The sequence below is a fragment of the Flexivirga meconopsidis genome (genome assembly GCF_026162425.1).
Classification (GTDB): Bacteria; Actinomycetota; Actinomycetes; order Actinomycetales; family Dermatophilaceae; genus Flexivirga; species Flexivirga meconopsidis.
In genome coordinates, this window is the sequence record NZ_JAOBQJ010000001.1 from 522,913 (window position 1) to 540,124 (window position 17,212).

At 68.9% G+C, this 17,212-nt stretch carries 17 protein-coding genes, 2 tRNA genes and 1 other RNA gene; 9 read left to right on the top strand and 11 right to left on the bottom strand.

Translation table 11 applies throughout. The annotated features are described in order from the left end of the window. Positions 1 to 14 precede the first annotated feature (14 nt). Positions 15 to 1,196, top strand: a complete 1,182-nt coding sequence (locus tag N2M23_RS02550) for a glycosyltransferase family 4 protein (protein WP_265443045.1) — start codon at positions 15 to 17, stop codon at positions 1,194 to 1,196. A 4-nt stretch (positions 1,197 to 1,200) separates the two neighbouring features. On the opposite strand, the gene N2M23_RS02555 is transcribed toward N2M23_RS02550, so the two are convergent. Both N2M23_RS02555 and N2M23_RS02560 read right to left on the bottom strand, forming a co-directional pair. Beyond that, complete coding sequence (locus N2M23_RS02555) at positions 1,201 to 1,596, bottom strand: (R)-mandelonitrile lyase (RefSeq protein WP_265443046.1); 396 nt, start codon at positions 1,594 to 1,596, stop codon at positions 1,201 to 1,203. A gap of 41 nt (positions 1,597 to 1,637) precedes the next feature. Then, positions 1,638 to 2,687, bottom strand: coding sequence for a zinc-dependent alcohol dehydrogenase family protein (locus tag N2M23_RS02560; RefSeq protein WP_265443048.1), 1,050 nt, complete (start codon positions 2,685 to 2,687; stop codon positions 1,638 to 1,640). Positions 2,688 to 2,790: 103 nt separating this feature from the next. Here N2M23_RS02560 and N2M23_RS02565 point away from each other — a divergent pair, with 103 nt between their 5' ends. Next, a complete protein-coding gene (locus N2M23_RS02565) occupies positions 2,791 to 3,444 on the top strand; it encodes a TetR/AcrR family transcriptional regulator (RefSeq protein ID WP_265443050.1) in 654 nt (217 codons plus the stop codon). A gap of 15 nt (positions 3,445 to 3,459) precedes the next feature. Here the strand turns inward: N2M23_RS02565 and N2M23_RS02570 are convergent, their stop codons facing one another. From N2M23_RS02570 to N2M23_RS02590, 5 genes are all read right to left on the bottom strand, one after another. After that, the gene (locus N2M23_RS02570; protein ID WP_265443051.1) at positions 3,460 to 4,449 is read right to left on the bottom strand and encodes an EndoS/ChiA family endoglycosidase; all 990 of its coding nucleotides are present in this window, start codon (positions 4,447 to 4,449) and stop codon (positions 3,460 to 3,462) included. A gap of 186 nt (positions 4,450 to 4,635) precedes the next feature. Continuing rightward, positions 4,636 to 4,722, bottom strand: a tRNA-Ser gene (locus N2M23_RS02575). A 169-nt stretch (positions 4,723 to 4,891) separates the two neighbouring features. Beyond that, the gene (locus N2M23_RS02580) at positions 4,892 to 5,809 is read right to left on the bottom strand and encodes an ABC transporter substrate-binding protein (protein ID WP_265443052.1); all 918 of its coding nucleotides are present in this window, start codon (positions 5,807 to 5,809) and stop codon (positions 4,892 to 4,894) included. After that, positions 5,809 to 6,267 (bottom strand): LytR C-terminal domain-containing protein, encoded by a 459-nt coding sequence (locus N2M23_RS02585; protein WP_265443053.1) that lies wholly within the window; start codon positions 6,265 to 6,267, stop codon positions 5,809 to 5,811. The genes N2M23_RS02580 and N2M23_RS02585 overlap by 1 nt, the downstream gene beginning before the upstream one ends. Before the next feature lie 83 nt (positions 6,268 to 6,350). Then, the gene (locus N2M23_RS02590; RefSeq protein ID WP_265443055.1) at positions 6,351 to 6,644 is read right to left on the bottom strand and encodes a type II toxin-antitoxin system VapB family antitoxin; all 294 of its coding nucleotides are present in this window, start codon (positions 6,642 to 6,644) and stop codon (positions 6,351 to 6,353) included. A gap of 72 nt (positions 6,645 to 6,716) precedes the next feature. Between N2M23_RS02590 and N2M23_RS02595 the strand changes: the two genes are divergently transcribed. Beyond that, positions 6,717 to 8,282 carry a helicase HerA-like domain-containing protein gene (locus N2M23_RS02595; protein WP_265443057.1) on the top strand — a complete coding sequence of 522 codons (1,566 nt, stop codon included), beginning with the start codon at positions 6,717 to 6,719 and terminating at the stop codon, positions 8,280 to 8,282. A 23-nt stretch (positions 8,283 to 8,305) separates the two neighbouring features. On the opposite strand, the gene N2M23_RS02600 is transcribed toward N2M23_RS02595, so the two are convergent. After that, complete coding sequence (locus tag N2M23_RS02600; protein WP_265443059.1) at positions 8,306 to 9,115, bottom strand: LytR C-terminal domain-containing protein; 810 nt, start codon at positions 9,113 to 9,115, stop codon at positions 8,306 to 8,308. A 119-nt stretch (positions 9,116 to 9,234) separates the two neighbouring features. Then, positions 9,235 to 9,322: transfer RNA gene (locus tag N2M23_RS02605), tRNA-Ser, on the bottom strand. Positions 9,323 to 9,428: 106 nt separating this feature from the next. Here N2M23_RS02605 and ffs point away from each other — a divergent pair. Continuing rightward, an RNA gene (ffs, locus tag N2M23_RS02610) (signal recognition particle sRNA small type) lies at positions 9,429 to 9,527 on the top strand. Between the two features lie 5 nt (positions 9,528 to 9,532). Here ffs and N2M23_RS02615 read toward each other — a convergent pair. After that, on the bottom strand, positions 9,533 to 11,149 hold the full coding sequence (locus N2M23_RS02615) for a hypothetical protein (protein ID WP_265443061.1): 1,617 nt from the start codon (positions 11,147 to 11,149) through the stop codon (positions 9,533 to 9,535). Between the two features lie 110 nt (positions 11,150 to 11,259). Here N2M23_RS02615 and N2M23_RS02620 point away from each other — a divergent pair, with 110 nt between their 5' ends. The 3 genes from N2M23_RS02620 to N2M23_RS02630 all read left to right on the top strand — a co-directional run bounded on the left by N2M23_RS02620 (position 11,260) and on the right by N2M23_RS02630 (position 15,221). Continuing rightward, the gene (locus N2M23_RS02620; protein WP_265443062.1) at positions 11,260 to 13,506 is read left to right on the top strand and encodes a DNA polymerase III subunit gamma and tau; all 2,247 of its coding nucleotides are present in this window, start codon (positions 11,260 to 11,262) and stop codon (positions 13,504 to 13,506) included. Positions 13,507 to 13,593: 87 nt separating this feature from the next. Then, positions 13,594 to 14,268, top strand: a complete 675-nt coding sequence (locus N2M23_RS02625; RefSeq protein ID WP_265443064.1) for a lysophospholipid acyltransferase family protein — start codon at positions 13,594 to 13,596, stop codon at positions 14,266 to 14,268. A 110-nt stretch (positions 14,269 to 14,378) separates the two neighbouring features. Beyond that, complete coding sequence (locus tag N2M23_RS02630; protein ID WP_265443065.1) at positions 14,379 to 15,221, top strand: class I SAM-dependent methyltransferase; 843 nt, start codon at positions 14,379 to 14,381, stop codon at positions 15,219 to 15,221. 73 nt (positions 15,222 to 15,294) lie between these two features. Here the strand turns inward: N2M23_RS02630 and N2M23_RS02635 are convergent, their stop codons facing one another. After that, positions 15,295 to 15,915, bottom strand: a complete 621-nt coding sequence (locus tag N2M23_RS02635; RefSeq protein ID WP_265443068.1) for an ATP-binding protein — start codon at positions 15,913 to 15,915, stop codon at positions 15,295 to 15,297. Between the two features lie 122 nt (positions 15,916 to 16,037). Here N2M23_RS02635 and recR point away from each other — a divergent pair, with 122 nt between their 5' ends. Continuing rightward, entirely contained in the window at positions 16,038 to 16,637 is a 600-nt protein-coding gene (recR, locus tag N2M23_RS02640) for a recombination mediator RecR (protein ID WP_265443069.1), read from the top strand. Continuing rightward, positions 16,630 to 17,208, top strand: coding sequence for a DUF5063 domain-containing protein (locus N2M23_RS02645; protein ID WP_265443070.1), 579 nt, complete (start codon positions 16,630 to 16,632; stop codon positions 17,206 to 17,208). Before recR ends, N2M23_RS02645 begins: the two co-directional genes overlap by 8 nt. Positions 17,209 to 17,212: the final 4 nt, after the last annotated feature.

A 17,212-nucleotide genomic window follows, 5' to 3' on the forward strand; every position in this document is an offset into this window, starting at 1 on the left:
GTGCCATTCTACGAATGACAATGCCGCAGGACCTCGACCGAACGGAGCCGCGCCGGATGGAGTCGCCGCGAGTCGCGCTGGTGGCTTCGTCATACCTGCCGCACCTCGGGGGTGTGGAGCAGCACGTCCGCTCGGTCGCGGCCGAGCTGGCCGCTCGCGGATGGCACGTCGAGGTCTGGACGGTGGACCGGGGTGCCGGGATGGCGCGCGGGGAGGTCGACGGGATCATCGTCCACTATCTGCCGGCGCCGCTGCCCTCGATGTCGCCGGCCGGGATCGCGCAGTGGACACGGCAGCTCCCGGCCGCGGTGAGCCGGTGGTGGCGGGTGGCGCGGGAGCTGCGCCCGGACGTGCTCAACGTGCAGTGTTGTGGTCCGAATCTTGACTACGCACTGGTGGTTTCGCGACTCCGGCGGGTGCCGTTGGTCGTCAGCTCCCACGGTGAGACGTTCGCGGACGCGGACCGCGTATTCGACCGATCGGTGCTGCAGCGCACAGCCCTTCGCGTCGCAGGGCGGGTGGCCGCGGCCGTTACCGCCGTCTCCTCGGCGGCCCGGGACGACCTCGGCAGATTCGGCATCGTCGATCCAGTGGTGGTGCCGAACGGCGTCGACCCGGCAGTCGACGTGCACGATCCCAGCGCGCACATCGACCGCCCGCTCGTGCTTGCCGTCGGCCGGGCCGAACGGGTCAAGGGGTTCGACCTGCTGCTCAGTGCATTCGCCGTCTCGGGCTTGGCCGAGCGAGCCCGTCTGGTGGTGGTCGGTGACGGATCACAACTGGAACCGCTGCGGGCACAAGCAAGTTCGCTCGGTTTGCAGGGATCGGTCGAGTTCGCCGGTGCCCTCGACAACGAGGCCGTCCGCCGGTTGATCGCGTCCGCGAACGTGCTGGTGGTGCCCAGTCGGCGTGAGGCATTCGGCATCGTCGTGCTCGAAGGATGGGCGGCGGGTGTCCCCGTCGTTGTGACCGATCGCGAAGGCCCAGCATCGTTGGTGCGCCACGAAATCGACGCTCTGGTCGCAGACCCCACCGACGCGGCATCCTTCGGCGCCGCGATGCGGCGGGTGCTGGACGATCCGGAGCTGGCGACCCGGCTGGCTCGGGCGGGCAGGGTAGCGTCCGAGCGCTATACGTGGTCGGCAGTGACCGATCGCTACGAGGCGCTCTACCGGCGGATCCTGGGGCCCGCCTGACGCGTCAGGCGCTGTATTCCTCGTCGGTGACGTGGTCCAGCCAGGTCACCACCTGGCCGTTCTCGTCGGCCTCCTGCATCGCGATGTGGGCCATGAACCGCTCCGGTGTCGCGCCGTGCCAGTGCTCCTCGCCCGGCTCGATGTAGACCACGTCGCCCGGCCGGATCTCCTGCACCCCGCCGTCGCGGGTGGCGACCAGGCCGATGCCGTCGGTGACGTAGAGGGTCTGACCCTTCGGGTGGTGATGCCACGCAGTGCGGGCACCGGGCGCGAATCGCACGTGGGCGCAACCGATTCCGGTGCGCTCATCCGGGTTGCGGATGCCGTCCATCTGCACGGTGCCGGTGAACCAATCGGCCGGTCCGGCGACGGACTTCCCGCCGCTCCTGGTGTACTCCATCGGTGTTCCTCTCGTCAGTTGGTTCGGCGGTGCGGGCGGCTTCAGGTCAGGTCGCTGACCCGCACCAGCGCCTTGATCGCGCGCCGTTCGTCCATGGCAGCGTAGGCGTCGGCGATGTGGTCGAGGTCGGTCTTGAGGTCGAAGACCTTGCCGGGGTCGATGTCGCCGGCAAGGACGGCTTTGAGCAACTCGGGTTGGTACTGCCGGGCCGGCGCCGGTCCGCCGCGCATGCCGACATTGCGATAGAAGGTGCCGGTTGCGTCGATGGTGGCGTCGTGCGGCACACCGACCCGGCCGACGATCGCGCCCGGTGCGGCGATCGCGAACGCCGTGCGCGTGGACTCCTCGGTGCCGACGCACTCCAGGACGGCGCCTGCGCCATACCCGTCGGTGAGGGAGTGGACCTCGCGGACGGCATCGTCGCCGCGCACCGTGATCAGGTCAGTGGCGCCCCACTCCCGCGCGAGGGTATGCCGGTCCTCATGGGTGCTCGCGAGCAGGATGATGCGCTCGGCGCCGAGCAGCGCCGCGGACAGCACCCCGGACAGGCCGACCGCCCCGTCGCCGACCACGGCCACGGTGTCGCCAGGTTGAACGCCGGCGCTGACCGCTGCGTGGTAGCCGGTGCTCATCACGTCGGTGAGTGCGAGCAGCGAGGCAAGCGTCGCGTCGGAGAAGTCATCGCCGGGAACGCCGACCAGCGTGCCGTCCGCCTGGGGGACCCGGACGAACTCGGCCTGCCCTCCGTCGCCGTCGACCCCTTGGCCGAAGAACCCGCCGTGCACACAGGCGGTCTGGAAGCCGGAGGCGCAGTTGCGGCAGCTGCCGTCGCTCCACGAAAACGGCGAGATCACGAAGTCGCCGACCCTGAGATCGGTGACAGCAGAGCCGATTTCGTCGATCACGCCGATGAACTCGTGACCGATCGATCCGGGTGCGTGCTCGGAGATGCCGCGGTAGAACCACAGGTCCGAGCCGCACACGCAGGTCAGCACGACCCGCACGATCGCATCGGTCGGCTCCTGGATGGTCGGCTTCGGACGCTCCTCGACCGAGACGTTGCCCTTGCCGTTGAAGATCGCGGTCTTCATGGATGCTCCCTGCTGGGTAATTTCCGGATAATTCGTATCCGCTTATCTCCAAGCCTACGGACTAAGCGGATATTGTCAATCCGTTTCTTGTTAGGCTGCGCACATGACCGACGACACCGGACGCAGCCTGCGCAAGGACGCCGCCCGCAATCGCGAGCGGCTGCTCGCCGCTGCACGGGAGTTGTTCGCGCAGCGTGGTCTCGACGTGACGCTCAACGACATCGCGCACCACGCCGGTGTGGGGGTCGGCACGGCATACCGGCGTTTTGCCAACAAGGAGGAGGTCATCGACGCACTCTTCGAGGAGGGTCTGCGGCAGGTCGCCGCAGTGGCGGACGAGGCGCTCGCCGACACTGACGCGTGGAACGGTCTGGTGAGCTACCTCGAGCGCTCGATGGAGTTGCAGTTCGGCGACCGCGGCCTGAACGAGATCATGAACAACCCGGCGCTCGGCGACGAACGGGTCAGCGACGCCCGCACCCGCATCGCGCCGCTGATCGAGAAGCTCGTCGCCCGCGCCAAGGAGCAGGGTCTGGTGCGCGCCGACCTGGACCAGACCGACATCGTCTTCGCGCAGGTCGGGCTCTCGGCGATCATGGACCGCAGCCGCGCCGTCGAGCCCGACCTTTACCGGCGGTACCTCACGCTCTTCCTCGACGGCATCCGCGCCGACCGGCCGGAAGTCACGCCGCTGCCGACGCCGGCGCTCACCGCCGAGCAGACGCACACCGCGATGACCGCTGGGAGGCGACGGTAGGGCGATGGGTCGCGGTCAGCCCGCCTGCTTCGCCGCGAGTTGGGTGATCCAGCTGTAGTCGGTCTTGCTAATCGTGTCGTCGCCCGGCTGCTTGCCGTCCCGGTCGAGTGCGTAGGCGAACAGGCCGCCCTTGCGGGTGCCGGACGGCTGCCACGTGGCGTAGCTCGCGGCGCGACTGCTCGACAGCGGGTTGACGGCGTCATACCAATTGAAGCCGCGCTCCTCGTAGAAGGTGAACCCGATGAAGTACTGGCATGGCTGGATGTATGGCGCGAACGAGTCCCAGGTGCCCTGTAGCCAGGAAACCGAGCGGCCGTACGACTGCACCCACACATACGACAGGTATGGCGCAGACGCCTGCAGCAACGGGTGTGTGCCATCCATGTTGGTGTCGTAGACCAGGTACTTACCGGTGCCGGAGGAGGGCCCGAGGTACTTCCCCAGCGCCTTCATGATGCCGGCGGCCTTGGCCAATCGCGTTCCACTGAGCGCCTGTTCGACGTCGATGTCCAGCCCGTCGAGTCCGGCCGAGGTGACGTAGGAGTCGACGAGTTGGCGCGCGAAGGCGTCATACGCCGCATCGGTCATCGCCACATTGGCATCGGCCAGGTCGTCGACAAAGAGCGTGAAGATCACCTTGGTGCCCTGGGCATGAAGCTTCGGTACGTAGGTGGACTTCAAGGCCGCCCAGAAGTCGGGATCCTCGGTCGGTTTGGTGGCGAATGCGGACACGATGTTGACCGAGGGCGGGATCTCGTCCATCGACTGCACATTGGGTGCGCGGTCCTCCGGCTTCGTGGTGCGTATGTCGCGCCACATCCGGTAATAGCCGGCGGTCAGGGGAGTGCTGGAGCACTGCGCCGCGTTGCCCGGCACGGCGCGTGGTGACGTGGCGCGATCGGGTGCGGTGGCCGCGGCGGAGCTGCCGATCGCGGCGGTGCCGATGAGTGCGGCCGCGCCGACCACTGCGCCGACCGCACGGGCACGTCGAGTGAGGTTCGTCATGGTTCCTCCAGGTGACGGGGACTCTCGGAAACCTGTCGAACTAAAGGGGTTTAGGCAAGAGTCTCGGCGAATCCTTTGCCAACTCTTGAATGACGGCCGGCTGGGTGATCACGGCGCCGCCGCGTGGCAGCTACTGGCCAGATGCGAAAAACCCCCGGGCGTAAGTTCCCGGGGGTTTTCGTAACGCGGTGGCGGTGGGATTTGAACCCACGGTGGAGTTGCCCCCACACAACATTTCGAGTGTTGCACCTTCGGCCGCTCGGACACGCCACCGCCGAAGAGGCTACCTGACGGCGCGCCGACGTTCCAAAACGAGGCCCGCCGAGTGACGTCGTTCAGTCGCGAGCGAACCCCCACGCAACGAGTGACGCCGTTGCAAGGACGTCAGTCGTTGAGTCGGACGTCAATCGCGCGCTCTCGACGTCACTCGCGGCGACGTCGCTCAAACGGTCGGCCCGCCGCGCACCAGCCGGGCCATCGCCGGATCGGGTGCGCCGAGCGAGGGATGCAGGATGCGGGCGAGGGCCTCCACGCCGTCGGCGAGGCGCGGGCCGGGGCGGGCGAAGGAGGCGTTGGCGTCCACTGCCCACACCGGGGCGTCCGCCGGCAACACCGAAGCCGCCACGACCTCCCCGGCCAGCCGCTCCGACTCCGCGAGTCCGAAACCGCACGGCGCGACCACCACGACCTCCGGCTGCGACTGTACGACCTGCGCCCAGTCCAGCCGCCGCGATTTCTGCCCGGCAACGCCGAGCACGCTCACCCCGCCGGCGGATTCGATCATTTCCGGCACCCAATGCCCTGGGCTGAACGGCGGATCGGTCCATTCGAGTATGGCGCAGCGCGCCCCCGCCATACCCGCGACGGAGGCCCGCACCGCGGCCACTCGATCCCGCAGCGACGCGGCGAGATCCGCTGCAGCAGCGTCGCGTCCGGTCGCCGCACCGATCGCCTCGATCGACGCCCACACCTCCTCCAGCGTGTGCGGGTCGGTGGTCAGCACCTGGGCGCGGCACTGCAGAAAGTCGAGCGCGTCGTGCACCTCGGACACGTCGACCGCGCACACCGCGCACAGGTCCTGGGTGACCACCAGCGTCGCGTCGAGACCGGCGAGCGCCGCCCGGTCGAGGTGGTAGATGTCCTCGCCGGCCGCCATCCGAGCAGCGACGAAGGTGTCGATCTCGGCCGGTGAAAGCCCTTCCGGGAGAGCGGAATTGGACACCACCCGCGCAACCGAGCGCGCGTGCGCCGGCTCGTCGCACTCGAACGTCACCCCGACGACATCGTCACCGGCACCGACCGCGAAGAGCACCTCGGTGGCCGACGGCAGCAGCGAGACGACGCGTCGCCCGGTCGGCATCAGCAGCCCGGTGGCAGCGTCACGGGAGAGGCCGACTGCGACGGGATCGTCGGTGCCTGGTCGCCGAGCACCAGGTCTACGGAGTCGTCGGTGCGACCGTCCTGCATGAGCTCGGCGCCGGGCATCATCTTGGTGACGAATTCCTCGGCGTTCGCCTTGCCTTTCGGCCCGAACCGGATCTGGCCGATGCCCTTGAGCGACAGCTTGTAGGGGTCGTTGCTGATCACGCCGACGTTGAAGCCTTGCGACTTCATGGCCGCTCCGGACGTCTTGGCGCGGCCGTTGTCGGTAGAGGAGTTGTAGACGTTGAGCACGAACGAGGCCTGCGCGGGTGCCTGGCTGGTGGGCAGCACGCACGACGGTGGCGGCGCCGACTTCGACGACGACCGGTTCATGTACGCCAGGGCGTAGACGAACCCCGCCACGACCAGCACCGCCGCGACGATCACGATCGCCATCGATCGACGCTGGCGCCGTAGGCGGGCTCGCGCGAGCCCGGTGTCGCGTACGTAACTCATTCAGGCAGTCCCCTTCTGCGTGGTCACAGCACCAGCACCCTCGCATGAAGCACCGGACGCTGTTGCAGTGCGGCCCGCAACGCGCGGTGCAGGCCGTCCTCCAGGTAGAGGTTGCCCTGCCACGAGACGACGTGTGCGAACAGGTCCCCGTAGAACGTCGAGTCCTGCGAGAGCAGAGCGTCCAGGTCGAGGGTGCGCTTGATCGTGACGAGTTCGTCGAGCCGCACCATGCGCGGCGTGACCGAACTCCAGTCGCGAGGGCTCTCCAGCCCGTGATCGGGGTAGGGACGTCCGTCGCCCACCGCCTTGAAAATCACTTCGTCAGCTTAATAGGGCTTGCCGTCCGATCCTTGTCGGTATGGCGGGGGTGGCGGCTATTCTCAGGCAACGTGACTGAATCCACAGGTTCCGCAGGCAACTCCCAACTTGAGCAGATCAAGGCCGGTTACTCCTTCCAGGGTGGCGCGCTTGAGCTCGGCGCCGCGGTCGTCGACAACGCCGCCAGCGCGGACGTGCCGGTGCGACTGCCGCTGTCGATGATGAACCGGCACGGCCTGGTGGCGGGCGCGACCGGCACCGGTAAGACCAAGACCCTGCAGTTGATGGCCGAGCAACTGTCCGGCGCCGGGGTGCCGGTCTTCCTGGCCGACATCAAGGGCGACGTCTCGGGCGTGGCGACACCGGGGGAGGCGGGCGACAAGATCGCGGCCCGGGCCAAGGACGTCGGCCAGGACTGGAAGCCCACGGCATACCCGACGGAGTTCCTGTCGCTCGGCGGGCAGGGCAAGGGGGTGCCGGTGCGCGCGACGGTCACGTCATTCGGGCCGACGCTGTTGTCGAAGGTGCTGGGGCTCAACGACACTCAGGAGTCGTCGCTCGGGCTGGTCTTCCACTACGCCGACAAGCGCGGCCTCAGCCTGCTGGATCTGAAGGACCTGACCGCGGTCATCCAGTTCCTCACCTCCGACGAGGGCAAGGAGGACCTGAAGGGCCTCGGCGGCCTGTCCGCGGCAACGGCCGGCGTCATCCTGCGCAACCTGATCGCGTTCTCCGACCAGGGCGCCGACGTGTTCTTCGGCGAGCCGGAGTTCGACACCAAGGACCTGTTGCGGGTGACCGACGACGGCAAGGGCGTCATCAGCTGCCTCGAACTGCCCGGTGTGCAGGACAAGCCCGCACTGTTCTCCACCTTCCTTATGTGGTTGCTGGCCGACTTGTTCCACGACCTGCCCGAGGTGGGTGACGCCGACAAGCCGAAGCTGGTCTTCTTCTTCGACGAGGCGCACCTGCTCTTCAACGACGCGTCGACCGCCTTCCTGCAGGCGATCGAGCAGACCGTCAAGCTGATCCGCTCCAAGGGAGTCGGCATCTTCTTCGTCACCCAGACGCCGAAGGACGTCCCCAACGACGTGCTCGCCCAGCTCGGTAACCGCGTGCAGCACGCCCTGCGCGCGTTCACCCCGGACGACGCCAAGGCGCTCAAGGCGACCGTGCAGACCTTCCCGACCAGCGGCTACGACCTGGAGAAGCTGCTGACCTCGCTCGGCACCGGTGAGGCGGTGGTGACCGTGCTGTCCGAGACCGGCGCGCCGACGCCCGTCGCCTGGACCCGGATGCTCGCGCCGCAGTCGCTGATGGGTCCGTCGCCGGACGCGACGATCGATCAGATCGTCGGTGCGTCGCCGTTGAACGGCAAGTATGCCGAGGCGGTCGACCGCGAATCGGCATACGAGATGCTGAACAAGAAGCTGGCCGACGCCCCGCCGGCCGAGGGCGAGCCGGCCCCGCCGCAGTCGGCGCAGCCGCCGGCCAAGGAGAAGGCGAAGAAGGACGACCCGAGCATGGTCGAGCAGGTGGTGAAGTCGAGCGCCTTCAAGTCGATGGTGCGCTCGGCCGGCACCGTGCTGGGCCGGGAGATCACCCGCAGCATCTTCGGCACCGCGCGTCGCCGCTGACGATCACGTCCTGTGGGATGTGCCTAGCAGCCGGGGGATTTGGTCGGTGAGGGACTCGGCGGCACCGTCGCCTGCGCAGCAGGTATGACGGCGTCGTCGGTCCACTTGCTGCCGATGAGCAGGTCGATCGTGGTGCCCTTGCGCCCGTCGTTGACCATCTTGGCGTCCTTGACCTGCAGCTTCACCCGGCGCGCGGCCGGTTCGCCCTGCGAGCCGTACCGGATCGCGGTCGGGTTGTCCGGGAAGTAGCCGCGCTTCGGGTCGTTGCCGACCTCGCCGATCTTGAAGCCGCGCTTGCGCATCTCCGCGGCGAGCTTGCCGGCAGTGCCCGGCAGGACGTAGGCGTTGTAGACATTCACCGTCACCGAACTCGCCGGTGGCGGCGGCATCGGGATGAGCGCGAACTTCGTGCCCAGCACCAGGTCGACGGTTGGGTTGGTGCGTTCGTCCTGGACGAGCTTGGCGTTCTTGACCTGGGTGGCGAGGGTGAGCGCGATCTGCCGGCCGTTCGGGCCATACCGGATCTCTGCGTAGGTGGGCTCCTTGGTCTCGCCGGCTTTCGGGTCGTTGCCGGTGTCGATCACGTGGATGCCCCGCCAGCCGAGCTGCTGGGAGACACTCGCTGCCAGGCCGTCCTTGCCGCCGGCGTTCCAGACGTTGGTGTAGATCGTGCTCAGCCCGATCTTCATCGTCGGTGTCGGCGTCGGCACGCAGGTGGTGGGAGCGTCCGCCTTCTTGCTGCCGCTGTCGCTGCCGCCGCAGGCGGTGATCGTGGTGGTGGCGAGCGCAATCGCGGTCGCGGCCACTACCGCGCGCCGTGTGCTGTGTCCCATGGCTCCCCAATGCGCCCCGATGACTCTTGGCCGAATCCTAATTCGTCTTGGTCCCGAGGCCGGAACCCGCCCGGCGGTGTCGTTATGGCATCGGTACGTGAACGCCCGTGTCACTCGAATGGCGGAGGATGCGGGATTCGAACCCGCGAGAGCTTTCACTCAACACGCTTTCCAAGCGTGCGCACTAGGCCACTATGCGAATCCTCCGCGCAGGAGGATACCTGTTCGTCACCGCCACGACGAATCGGCGTCACCCGGCGCGGATGCCGGTCGGGCGATTGGGTTTCGGCATACCCGATGTCCTACAGTTGACGCCGGACCCCTCGTGCGGTGGTACCTTTCCGAACTCCCCCAGGGCAGGAATGCAGCAAGGGTAGGAAAGCTCTTCCAGGTGCGCGAGGGGTTCACTCGTGCTCGCTACCTGCCGGACACCGGCGCGGGCGACCTGCTCTCCTCATCCGGCGAGATGCACCCCGGCGGTTTGCTGCGGACGGGCGCGAAGTCGCTGCTCAGCCGCACCGGTCCGTCCACCGGCATGGTCACCCGCAGCCAGCCGTTGTCGTCGACGATGCAGGCCGACACCGGCGCCTTGGTCGCCGGGTCCGCGGCGCCGATGTATGACGAGTAGCGCACCTTCAGGCTGATCGGTTTGCCGGCGGTGGCCGCGAGCGTCACCCCGTGCGAGTCGATCTTGGTCACCGGCGCCCCCGTGGCCAGTGGCGCCGGGGACAGCACCCGGTAGAGCCGCCAGTCGTCGTTGGTCCAGGTCAGCCGCAGGTAGGGCAGACCGCCGAGCACCAGGTCGGACTCCTCCTTGGACGCGTAGTCGATCGGCGCACGCGGGACCGCCACCCAGCCCACGGCCAGTGAGTCCAGCCATTGCCGGTAGCTGACCGGGTTGAGTTGGTCGCGCTGGTAGAACAGCGAGTTGTCGGATTGATCGGCCTGCCGGTCCCAGCCGCGCGCCAGCGAGAACGACGCGAGATAGACCGAGCCCCAGTGGTTCTTGGTGTCGACGACCTCGACCCGTCGCCCGACCGCTGCCGCGCCGAGCGCCTTCTGATCCTTCTTGAGCGCGGCGGCGAGCGGCTCGTAGAAGGTGTAGTTGCTGGATGGTTCGTGGGCGAGCTGCAACTGGTTGGCCAGGTCGCTGAGCGGCCAGACGGCGACGACCGCCGCGGTGAGCCAGACGACGGACTTGCGCACGTCGGCATAGGCGATGACGACCGGCACCGCGGCCAGCCAGGCGAGCCGGGTGGCGTTGCTGCCGATCGCGAGCGGCACGATCAGCAGGGGGACGAAGGAGACCGCGAGCGCCGCGGCGGTGGCGCGGATCAGCTTGTTGCGGACGACGCCGATCACGACCATGCAGGAGAGCATCGCCGGTGCGGCGTCGCTGATCGGGAACGGCATCTTCCCGGTGCCCGGAAAGAGGAAGGCCATCGCGAGGCCGGACAGCAGCAAGACCGCAGCGCTGATTGCCGCCGTCCGGCGGTAGTCCGGACGCAGGACCGCCACGACCGCCGCGATCAGGCCGACGAAGAAGCCGGCGAGCGGGGAGCCGAGGAAGGCCAGCACGGCCAGCAGCGCCGCGGTCTTCTCCCGGCGGGCGCGCAGTGCGACCAACGCCCAGATGCCGATTGCCGCACCGACGGTGAAGGTGACCCGGCCGTTCAGCAGGTCTGCCCCTTGGGCGACCGCGATCGCGATGGCGCCGGCGCGGGGCCGGATGGCGCCGCGCACGAGCAATGCCCCGCCATACGCACTGGCGAGGACGGCCACCACACCGGTCACCCGGATGCCGAAGGTGGCCATCGAGAACGGCACGAGGGTGCTGTAGTTGGGCAGCGTGATCCCGCCGAACCAGCCGCCCCACCAGACCGGCGCACCACCGACCCGGGCGACGTTGGCGCGCGCCACCTGCGCGGCGAGGTCCGGCGCCTGCGGCGTCCAGAGAACATAGAGGAGCGCGAAGACAACCGCACAGATCGTCGCCAACGTCGCCGGCGAGCGAAGCCGGCGGGACGAAAGCATGGCTTCCAGGGTACCTGTCAACCCCGACAACCCCGCTTTGGCAAATATCTCGGGGACGGACCGGTGGATGGGCCTTCGACCTGTCCGTCGTGGCGCATAGAGTCGTCTCCGTGACCACCGCGCTGTACCGCCGCTACCGGCCCGAGACGTTCGCCGACGTGATCGGCCAGGAGCACGTCACCGAGCCGTTGATGCAGGCCCTGCGCACCGGCCGGGTCAATCACGCCTACCTGTTCAGCGGTCCACGCGGCTGCGGCAAGACGACGTCGGCGCGCATCCTCGCGCGCTGCCTCAACTGCGAGCAGGGTCCCACCCCGACGCCGTGCGGGAAGTGCGAGTCGTGCGTCGCGCTCGCCCGCGGTGGCGCCGGGACGGTCGACGTGATCGAGATCGACGCGGCCAGCCACGGTGGTGTCGACGACGCGCGTGACCTGCGCGAGCGGGCGTCATACGGTCCGGCGCAGGGACGCTACAAGATCTACATCATCGACGAGGCGCACATGGTGACGCCGCAGGGCTTCAACGCGCTGTTGAAGATCGTCGAGGAGCCGCCGGAGCACGTGAAGTTCGTCTTCGCGACCACCGAGCCGGAGAAGGTCATCGGCACGATCCGGTCGCGCACCCATCACTACCCGTTCCGGCTGGTGCCGCCGCAGCGGCTGACCGACTACCTGCAGCAGCTGTGTGACGCCGAGGGTGTCGCAGTCGAGCCGGGTGTGCTGTCGTTCGTGACGCGCGCCGGCGGGGGTTCGGTGCGTGACTCGTTGTCCGTGCTCGATCAGCTGATCGCGGGGTCCGGCGACGAGGGCCTGACCTATGCCGGGGCCGCTGCGCTGCTCGGTTTCACCGACGGCGAGCTGCTCGACGCGACGATCGACGCGCTGGGTGCGCGCGACAGCGGCGCGGTCTTCCGGCAGATTGATCGGGTCGTCGAATCCGGCCATGACCCAAGGCGATTCATCGAAGACTTGCTCGAGCGGCTGCGCGACCTCATCGTGATCGCGGCGGTCCCGGACGGCGCGGCGCAGGTGCTGCGCGGGGTGCCGGACGACCAGCTGGAGCGGATGCGGCAGCAGGCGGCGTCGTTCGGCCCGGGGGAGCTGTCGCGGGCTGCCGACATCGTCAACACCGGCCTGACCGAGATGACCGGCGCGACCGGCCCCCGGCTGCAGCTGGAGCTGATCTGCGCCCGTGTGCTGCTGCCCGCCGTCTCCGGTGAGCAGGGATATGCCGCACGTCTCGACCGGCTTGAGCGCCGGATGGACATCGCGGGGTCTGCACCCGCCGCTGGTCGATCGGCCGACGCACCGGATGCACCTGTTGCTGGTCGAGTAGCGGAGGCGCCCGTTGCTGGTCGAGTAGCGGAGGAGCGCAGCGGGGGAGCGTATCGAGACCAAGCCCCCGCACCCGATGCTGGTCGAGTAGCGGAGGCGCCCGATGCTGGTCGAGTAGCGGAGGCGCCCGATGCTGGTCGAGTAGCGGAGGCGCCCGTTGCTGGTCGAGTAGCGGAGGAGCGCAGCGGGGGAGCGTATCGAGACCAACCCCCAGCCGCGTCGACCCCAGAACCTGCGGCGCAACCGGCCGCTCAGCCGGCCGCTCAGCCGGCAGGTGGCATCGGCACCGACGATGTGCGACGTGCCTGGCCCGACGTGCTCGACCGCATCGCCCGCGCCAAGCGCGTCACGTGGACGTTGCTCAGTCAGCACGCGCACGTCGCCGAATTCGATGGCAGCACACTGGTGCTCGGCACCAGCAGCCCCGGCCTGGCGGCCGCCGTTGAGCGACCACCGCATCCCGATGTCGTCGCTGCCGCATTGCGCGACTCCCTCGGCATCGGGGTGCAGGTGCGGGCGCGGGCCGATGTCAATGCCCCGGCACCCAACCTGCCGCCCGAAGCACCGGCCCAGCCGAGCGGCGACCGGTCTCAAGGCGATTCGGCCCCCGAGGGTGGAGGTTCTGCTCCCGTAAACCCTGAGCAGGGCCCGCCGGCCGAGGCGGCGGGCCAGGCCCCCGAGCAGCCCGCGCCCCCGGTGCCGGCGGCCCAGCCCGCGGCCGAGACTGCACCGCGCCGCAACCGCGCCGCCGAGGCGCTCGCCCAGGCGGGTCTTTCGGCCGGCTCTGGCGCGGCCGACAATGGCGGCGGCTGGGGGTCGGTCAATGCTCCACCACCGGAGTGGGCGACCGCCGAAAACCCCGCTGCGCCACCTCAACCGGCCGACAAACCGGTCAAGGAAGTCGAGGACGACGGCTCCAATGAGTCGATGGACGACGAGGACGTGGAGGATCCCGGCGAGATCGGTCTGCCGGTGATGCAGGCGGTGCTCGGCGCCACCGTGATCGACGAACGGGAGGAGTGAAATGCCATCCCACGAGGTTTCTCCTCCGCTTCGCTTCCCCGAAGACTTCGCGGGCGCGCCGGGGACGCGCCGCCGGGGGGTTCGCGCATGAGTGCCCTCTATCTCACTGCGCGACTTACCGTTGCGCCGCTGCTGCGCGCCGTATGGCGACCGCATGTCGAAGGTGCTCGTAATGTGCCGCGACGCGGGGGAGTGCTGATTGCCAGCAATCATCTGTCGTTCATCGACAGCGTCGTCATCCCGCTGTGCTCGCCGCGCAAGGTGTTCTTCCTGGCCAAGGCCGAATATTTCACCGGCACCGGCCCGAAGGGATTCGCCTCACGGGTGTGGTTCAACTCGATGGGGATGCTGCCGGTGGAGCGGGACGACCCCAAGGCTGCCGTGCACTCGCTGGAGCAGGCGCTGGAGGTGCTGGAGGCGGGCGAGGCGTTCGGCATCTATCCCGAAGGCACCCGGTCGCGTGACGGCCGGCTCTACCGCGGCCACGTCGGTGCCGCCCACCTGGCGATGCAGGCGGGCGTTCCCGTCGTACCGGTCGGCCTCTCCGGCACCCCGGATGTCCAGCCGATCGGGTCCAACCTGCCGCGGCTGGCCAAGGTGAGCGTGAAGTTCGGCGAGCCGCTGACGTTCGGGTCGTCATACAAGGCGATGCCGGCCGGCAAGGCACGGCGCCAGGCGACCGACGAGATAATGGACGCGATCGCCGCGCTCTCCGGCCAGGAGCGCGCACCCGGCTACAACGAGCGCCCGCCTGCGACCTGAGATCCCCGCGCGTCTCGTCAGCGAGCGTGCACCCGCGCGCGTCTCGTAAGCGGAAGTGACTCCGGCGTCACGGTCGGTTACGAGACGAGCGGCAAAACCTTGGAGAAAGTGTGAATTCGACTGACGCTGGTGCTGATTCGTTCGGCACGTTCGACTCCGGAAGGGCGCTGTGGATGCGGCGCCTGGGCGCGGTGCGCAACGTGGTGCGGCAGGAGATGGTTGCTCGATATTTGGCGCGTCATCTGAGCGAGCCGCCGAGCACGGTGCTCGACGTCGGCGCCGGGCAGGGGACGCAGTCGCTACGGCTCGCCGGGCTCGGTCACCGGGTCACTGCCGTCGAGCCGGATCCCGCGATGCGTGCGGCGTTTGAAGAAGCCGAACATGCCCTGCCGGACGAGGTTCGTGCGCGAATCACTCTGCGGGACGGGCAGATCGGGCGGCTCGACGCATTCCTCGGTGACGCGTCGTATGACGCGGTGCTCGCGCTCGGGGTGTTCATGTATCTCCCGGAAGGCCAGGCGCCCCTTGCGGAGCTCGCGTCATACGTCGCGCCGGGCGGGGTGCTTGCGGTCGCGGTGCGCTCGGAGAGTTCGGTCGCCTGGCGACCGGCCGCGCGTCAGGACTGGAAGGCCACGCTGGACGCGCTAGCCGAATGGGACGCGGCACGGGCCGAAGGCCGAGATGTGCGTTACACCAACGAAATCGGCGCGCCGGCTCGTGCGGACAACCTCGATCGCCTGGCGGCGACCGCCGAGCGGGCCGGTCTCAGCGTCGAGCAGTGGTATGGCGTGCGCCTCGCCGTCGACTCCGCCGAACTCGACGCCGCGCCACCATCCGACCCGGCCGAGCTCGCCGCGCTGCTCGACGTCGAGGAGCGCCTTGGCTCGATGGACCCCTACCGTCAGCTCGCCCAGCTTGCGCTCGTGGTCTATCGGCGGCCGTCCACCCACTAGCTGCCCTCCACCCCTTAGGTACGCCGAGGTAGCACTCGCGGTCGTTATGGGGCCGCCATAACGACCACGAGTGCTACCTCGCGGACTGAGGCGCCGGCCGGCATTCGACCCTGAGCCAGGCGAACCCTTCGAGATCGGCGGGTGTCGGCGAGATCGGGTCGGGGAGCGCGAGGTCGGGCACGAAGCGGACGGTCGTGCCGGTGCGTCCGGCGCCCGGCAACTCCGTCAGCCCTGCCGCCGGGATGCCGTGCTCGTAACCTTGGGCCCACGATCCCTCCGAGCGCCGGTTCTCGTGCACGAGCACCGTGCTCACGGCCGCGACCACCGACATACCCCACCGCGGGAGACCGTCGGGCAGGAGCGGCCTGCCCGGGTCATCGAAGAAGCGGACGTCCTTGCTCGACATCACAGGTTTGCGGATGATCCGGCCGGCTTTGTCTCGGCGGGTGTCGGTGCCGCGTCCGCCGTCGGCGATGGAGATCGAACCGTCGGGGTGGGTGGTGACGACCGCAACGCCTCGGCGGCCGATCGATCGGGCTTCGTCGTCGGCGTACGCCAGCACCTCGAGGATGAGATGCCGGACGCCGCCGAGGGCGTAGGTCTGGGGCCGGGCGCGAATCGCCTCAAGGTGCGCGCGGTCGACGGTGACCGACCAGTCGTGCGTGGTCGTCGTCCAGGCAGCCGGATCCGTCACCCCAGCAGCCTAGGTGCGCCGAGGTAGCACTCGCGGTCGTTATGGGGCCGCCATAACGACCGCCACTGCTACCTCGGCGGCGGGGGCCCGCATGTCAGCCCCGGCGTCTAGGCTCGACTCTCGTGTATGAAGGCGTGGTCCAGGACCTGATCGACGAGCTCGGTCGGCTGCCGGGCGTGGGTCCGAAGTCGGCCCAGCGCATCGCGTTCCACCTCTTGCAAGCCGACCCAGCGGACGTGCGCCGGCTGACCGAGGTGCTCACGGTCGTGCGCGAGAAGGTGCGCTTCTGCGAGCGCTGCTTCAACGTCGCCGAGGACACCGAGTGCCGCATCTGCCTGGACGTCAAGCGCGACCAGAGCTTCCTGTGTGTGGTCGAGGAGCCCAAGGACGTCGTCGCGATCGAGCGCACCCGGGAGTTCCGCGGGCGCTACCACGTGCTCGGCGGCGCGATCAGCCCGATCGACGGCATCGGCCCGGACGACCTGAAGATCACCGAGCTGGTGCGCCGACTCGGTGAGGAGCCGATCGAGGAAGTCATCCTCGCCACCAACCCCAACCTCAACGGCGAAGCGACCGCTACCTATTTGTCCCGGCTGCTGCGCACGATGGGGCTGCGGGTGACGAGGCTGGCGTCCGGCCTCCCGGTCGGTGGAGACTTGGAGTACGCCGACGAGGTCACCCTCGGTCGGGCCTTCGAGGGACGGAGAGTTGTCGATGCCTGAGGATCAGCCGCCCACCGACCCGCTGCAGGTCGGCACGTTGGCGGATGAGACCGCCGTCGACGCCCGCTCCTTTTGTATGGCGATCCGCGAGCTCGCCGCCGGGTCCGCCCCGGACCAGGCGATCCCGCTACTGCTGCTCATGCTCGCCCAGCTGCAGGTGACCGGTGCTCGACTCGGCGCGATCCACGACGTCGTCCCGGACGAACGATTCGAGGCCGACCCGGGCCCGGAGAGCAACCTCGACGCGTTGCGCATGGGGCTGGCCAACCTGCTCGACGGCATCGACGACTACGCCGACGTGGTCGACCCGCTGACCTCCGTCGAGCCGGCGCGTGGCGCCCTGTCGGACGACCTGACCGACATCGTCGGTGCGCTGGAGCACGGTCTGGCCCACTATGACCGCGACCGGATCGCCGAGGCGTTGTGGTGGTGGCAGTTCAGCTACCTGTCGCAGTGGGGCGTGCGCGGCTCGGCGGCGCTGCGCGTCGTACAAACGATCCTGGCGCACCTGCGGTTGGACGCCGACGACGAGACGGTCGCCGACGCGGAGTTCGAGGCGCTGCACCCGTGAGGGC

Bases quoted from the DNA above. Each gene is read 5' to 3' on its own strand.
- N2M23_RS02560 (WP_265443048.1), bottom strand. From the start codon at position 2,687: ATGAAGACCGCGATCTTCAACGGCAAGGGCAACGTCTCGGTCGAGGAG.
- N2M23_RS02585 (WP_265443053.1), bottom strand. From the start codon at position 6,267: ATGGCGATCGTGATCGTCGCGGCGGTGCTGGTCGTGGCGGGGTTCGTC.
- N2M23_RS02565 (WP_265443050.1), top strand. From the start codon at position 2,791: ATGACCGACGACACCGGACGCAGCCTGCGCAAGGACGCCGCCCGCAAT.
- N2M23_RS02580 (WP_265443052.1), bottom strand. From the start codon at position 5,809: ATGCCGACCGGGCGACGCGTCGTCTCGCTGCTGCCGTCGGCCACCGAG.
- N2M23_RS02615 (WP_265443061.1), bottom strand. From the start codon at position 11,149: ATGCTTTCGTCCCGCCGGCTTCGCTCGCCGGCGACGTTGGCGACGATC.
- N2M23_RS02550 (WP_265443045.1), top strand. From the start codon at position 15: ATGACAATGCCGCAGGACCTCGACCGAACGGAGCCGCGCCGGATGGAG.
- N2M23_RS02625 (WP_265443064.1), top strand. From the start codon at position 13,594: ATGAGTGCCCTCTATCTCACTGCGCGACTTACCGTTGCGCCGCTGCTG.
- N2M23_RS02570 (WP_265443051.1), bottom strand. From the start codon at position 4,449: ATGACGAACCTCACTCGACGTGCCCGTGCGGTCGGCGCAGTGGTCGGC.
- N2M23_RS02555 (WP_265443046.1), bottom strand. From the start codon at position 1,596: ATGGAGTACACCAGGAGCGGCGGGAAGTCCGTCGCCGGACCGGCCGAT.
- N2M23_RS02600 (WP_265443059.1), bottom strand. From the start codon at position 9,115: ATGGGACACAGCACACGGCGCGCGGTAGTGGCCGCGACCGCGATTGCG.
- N2M23_RS02645 (WP_265443070.1), top strand. From the start codon at position 16,630: ATGCCTGAGGATCAGCCGCCCACCGACCCGCTGCAGGTCGGCACGTTG.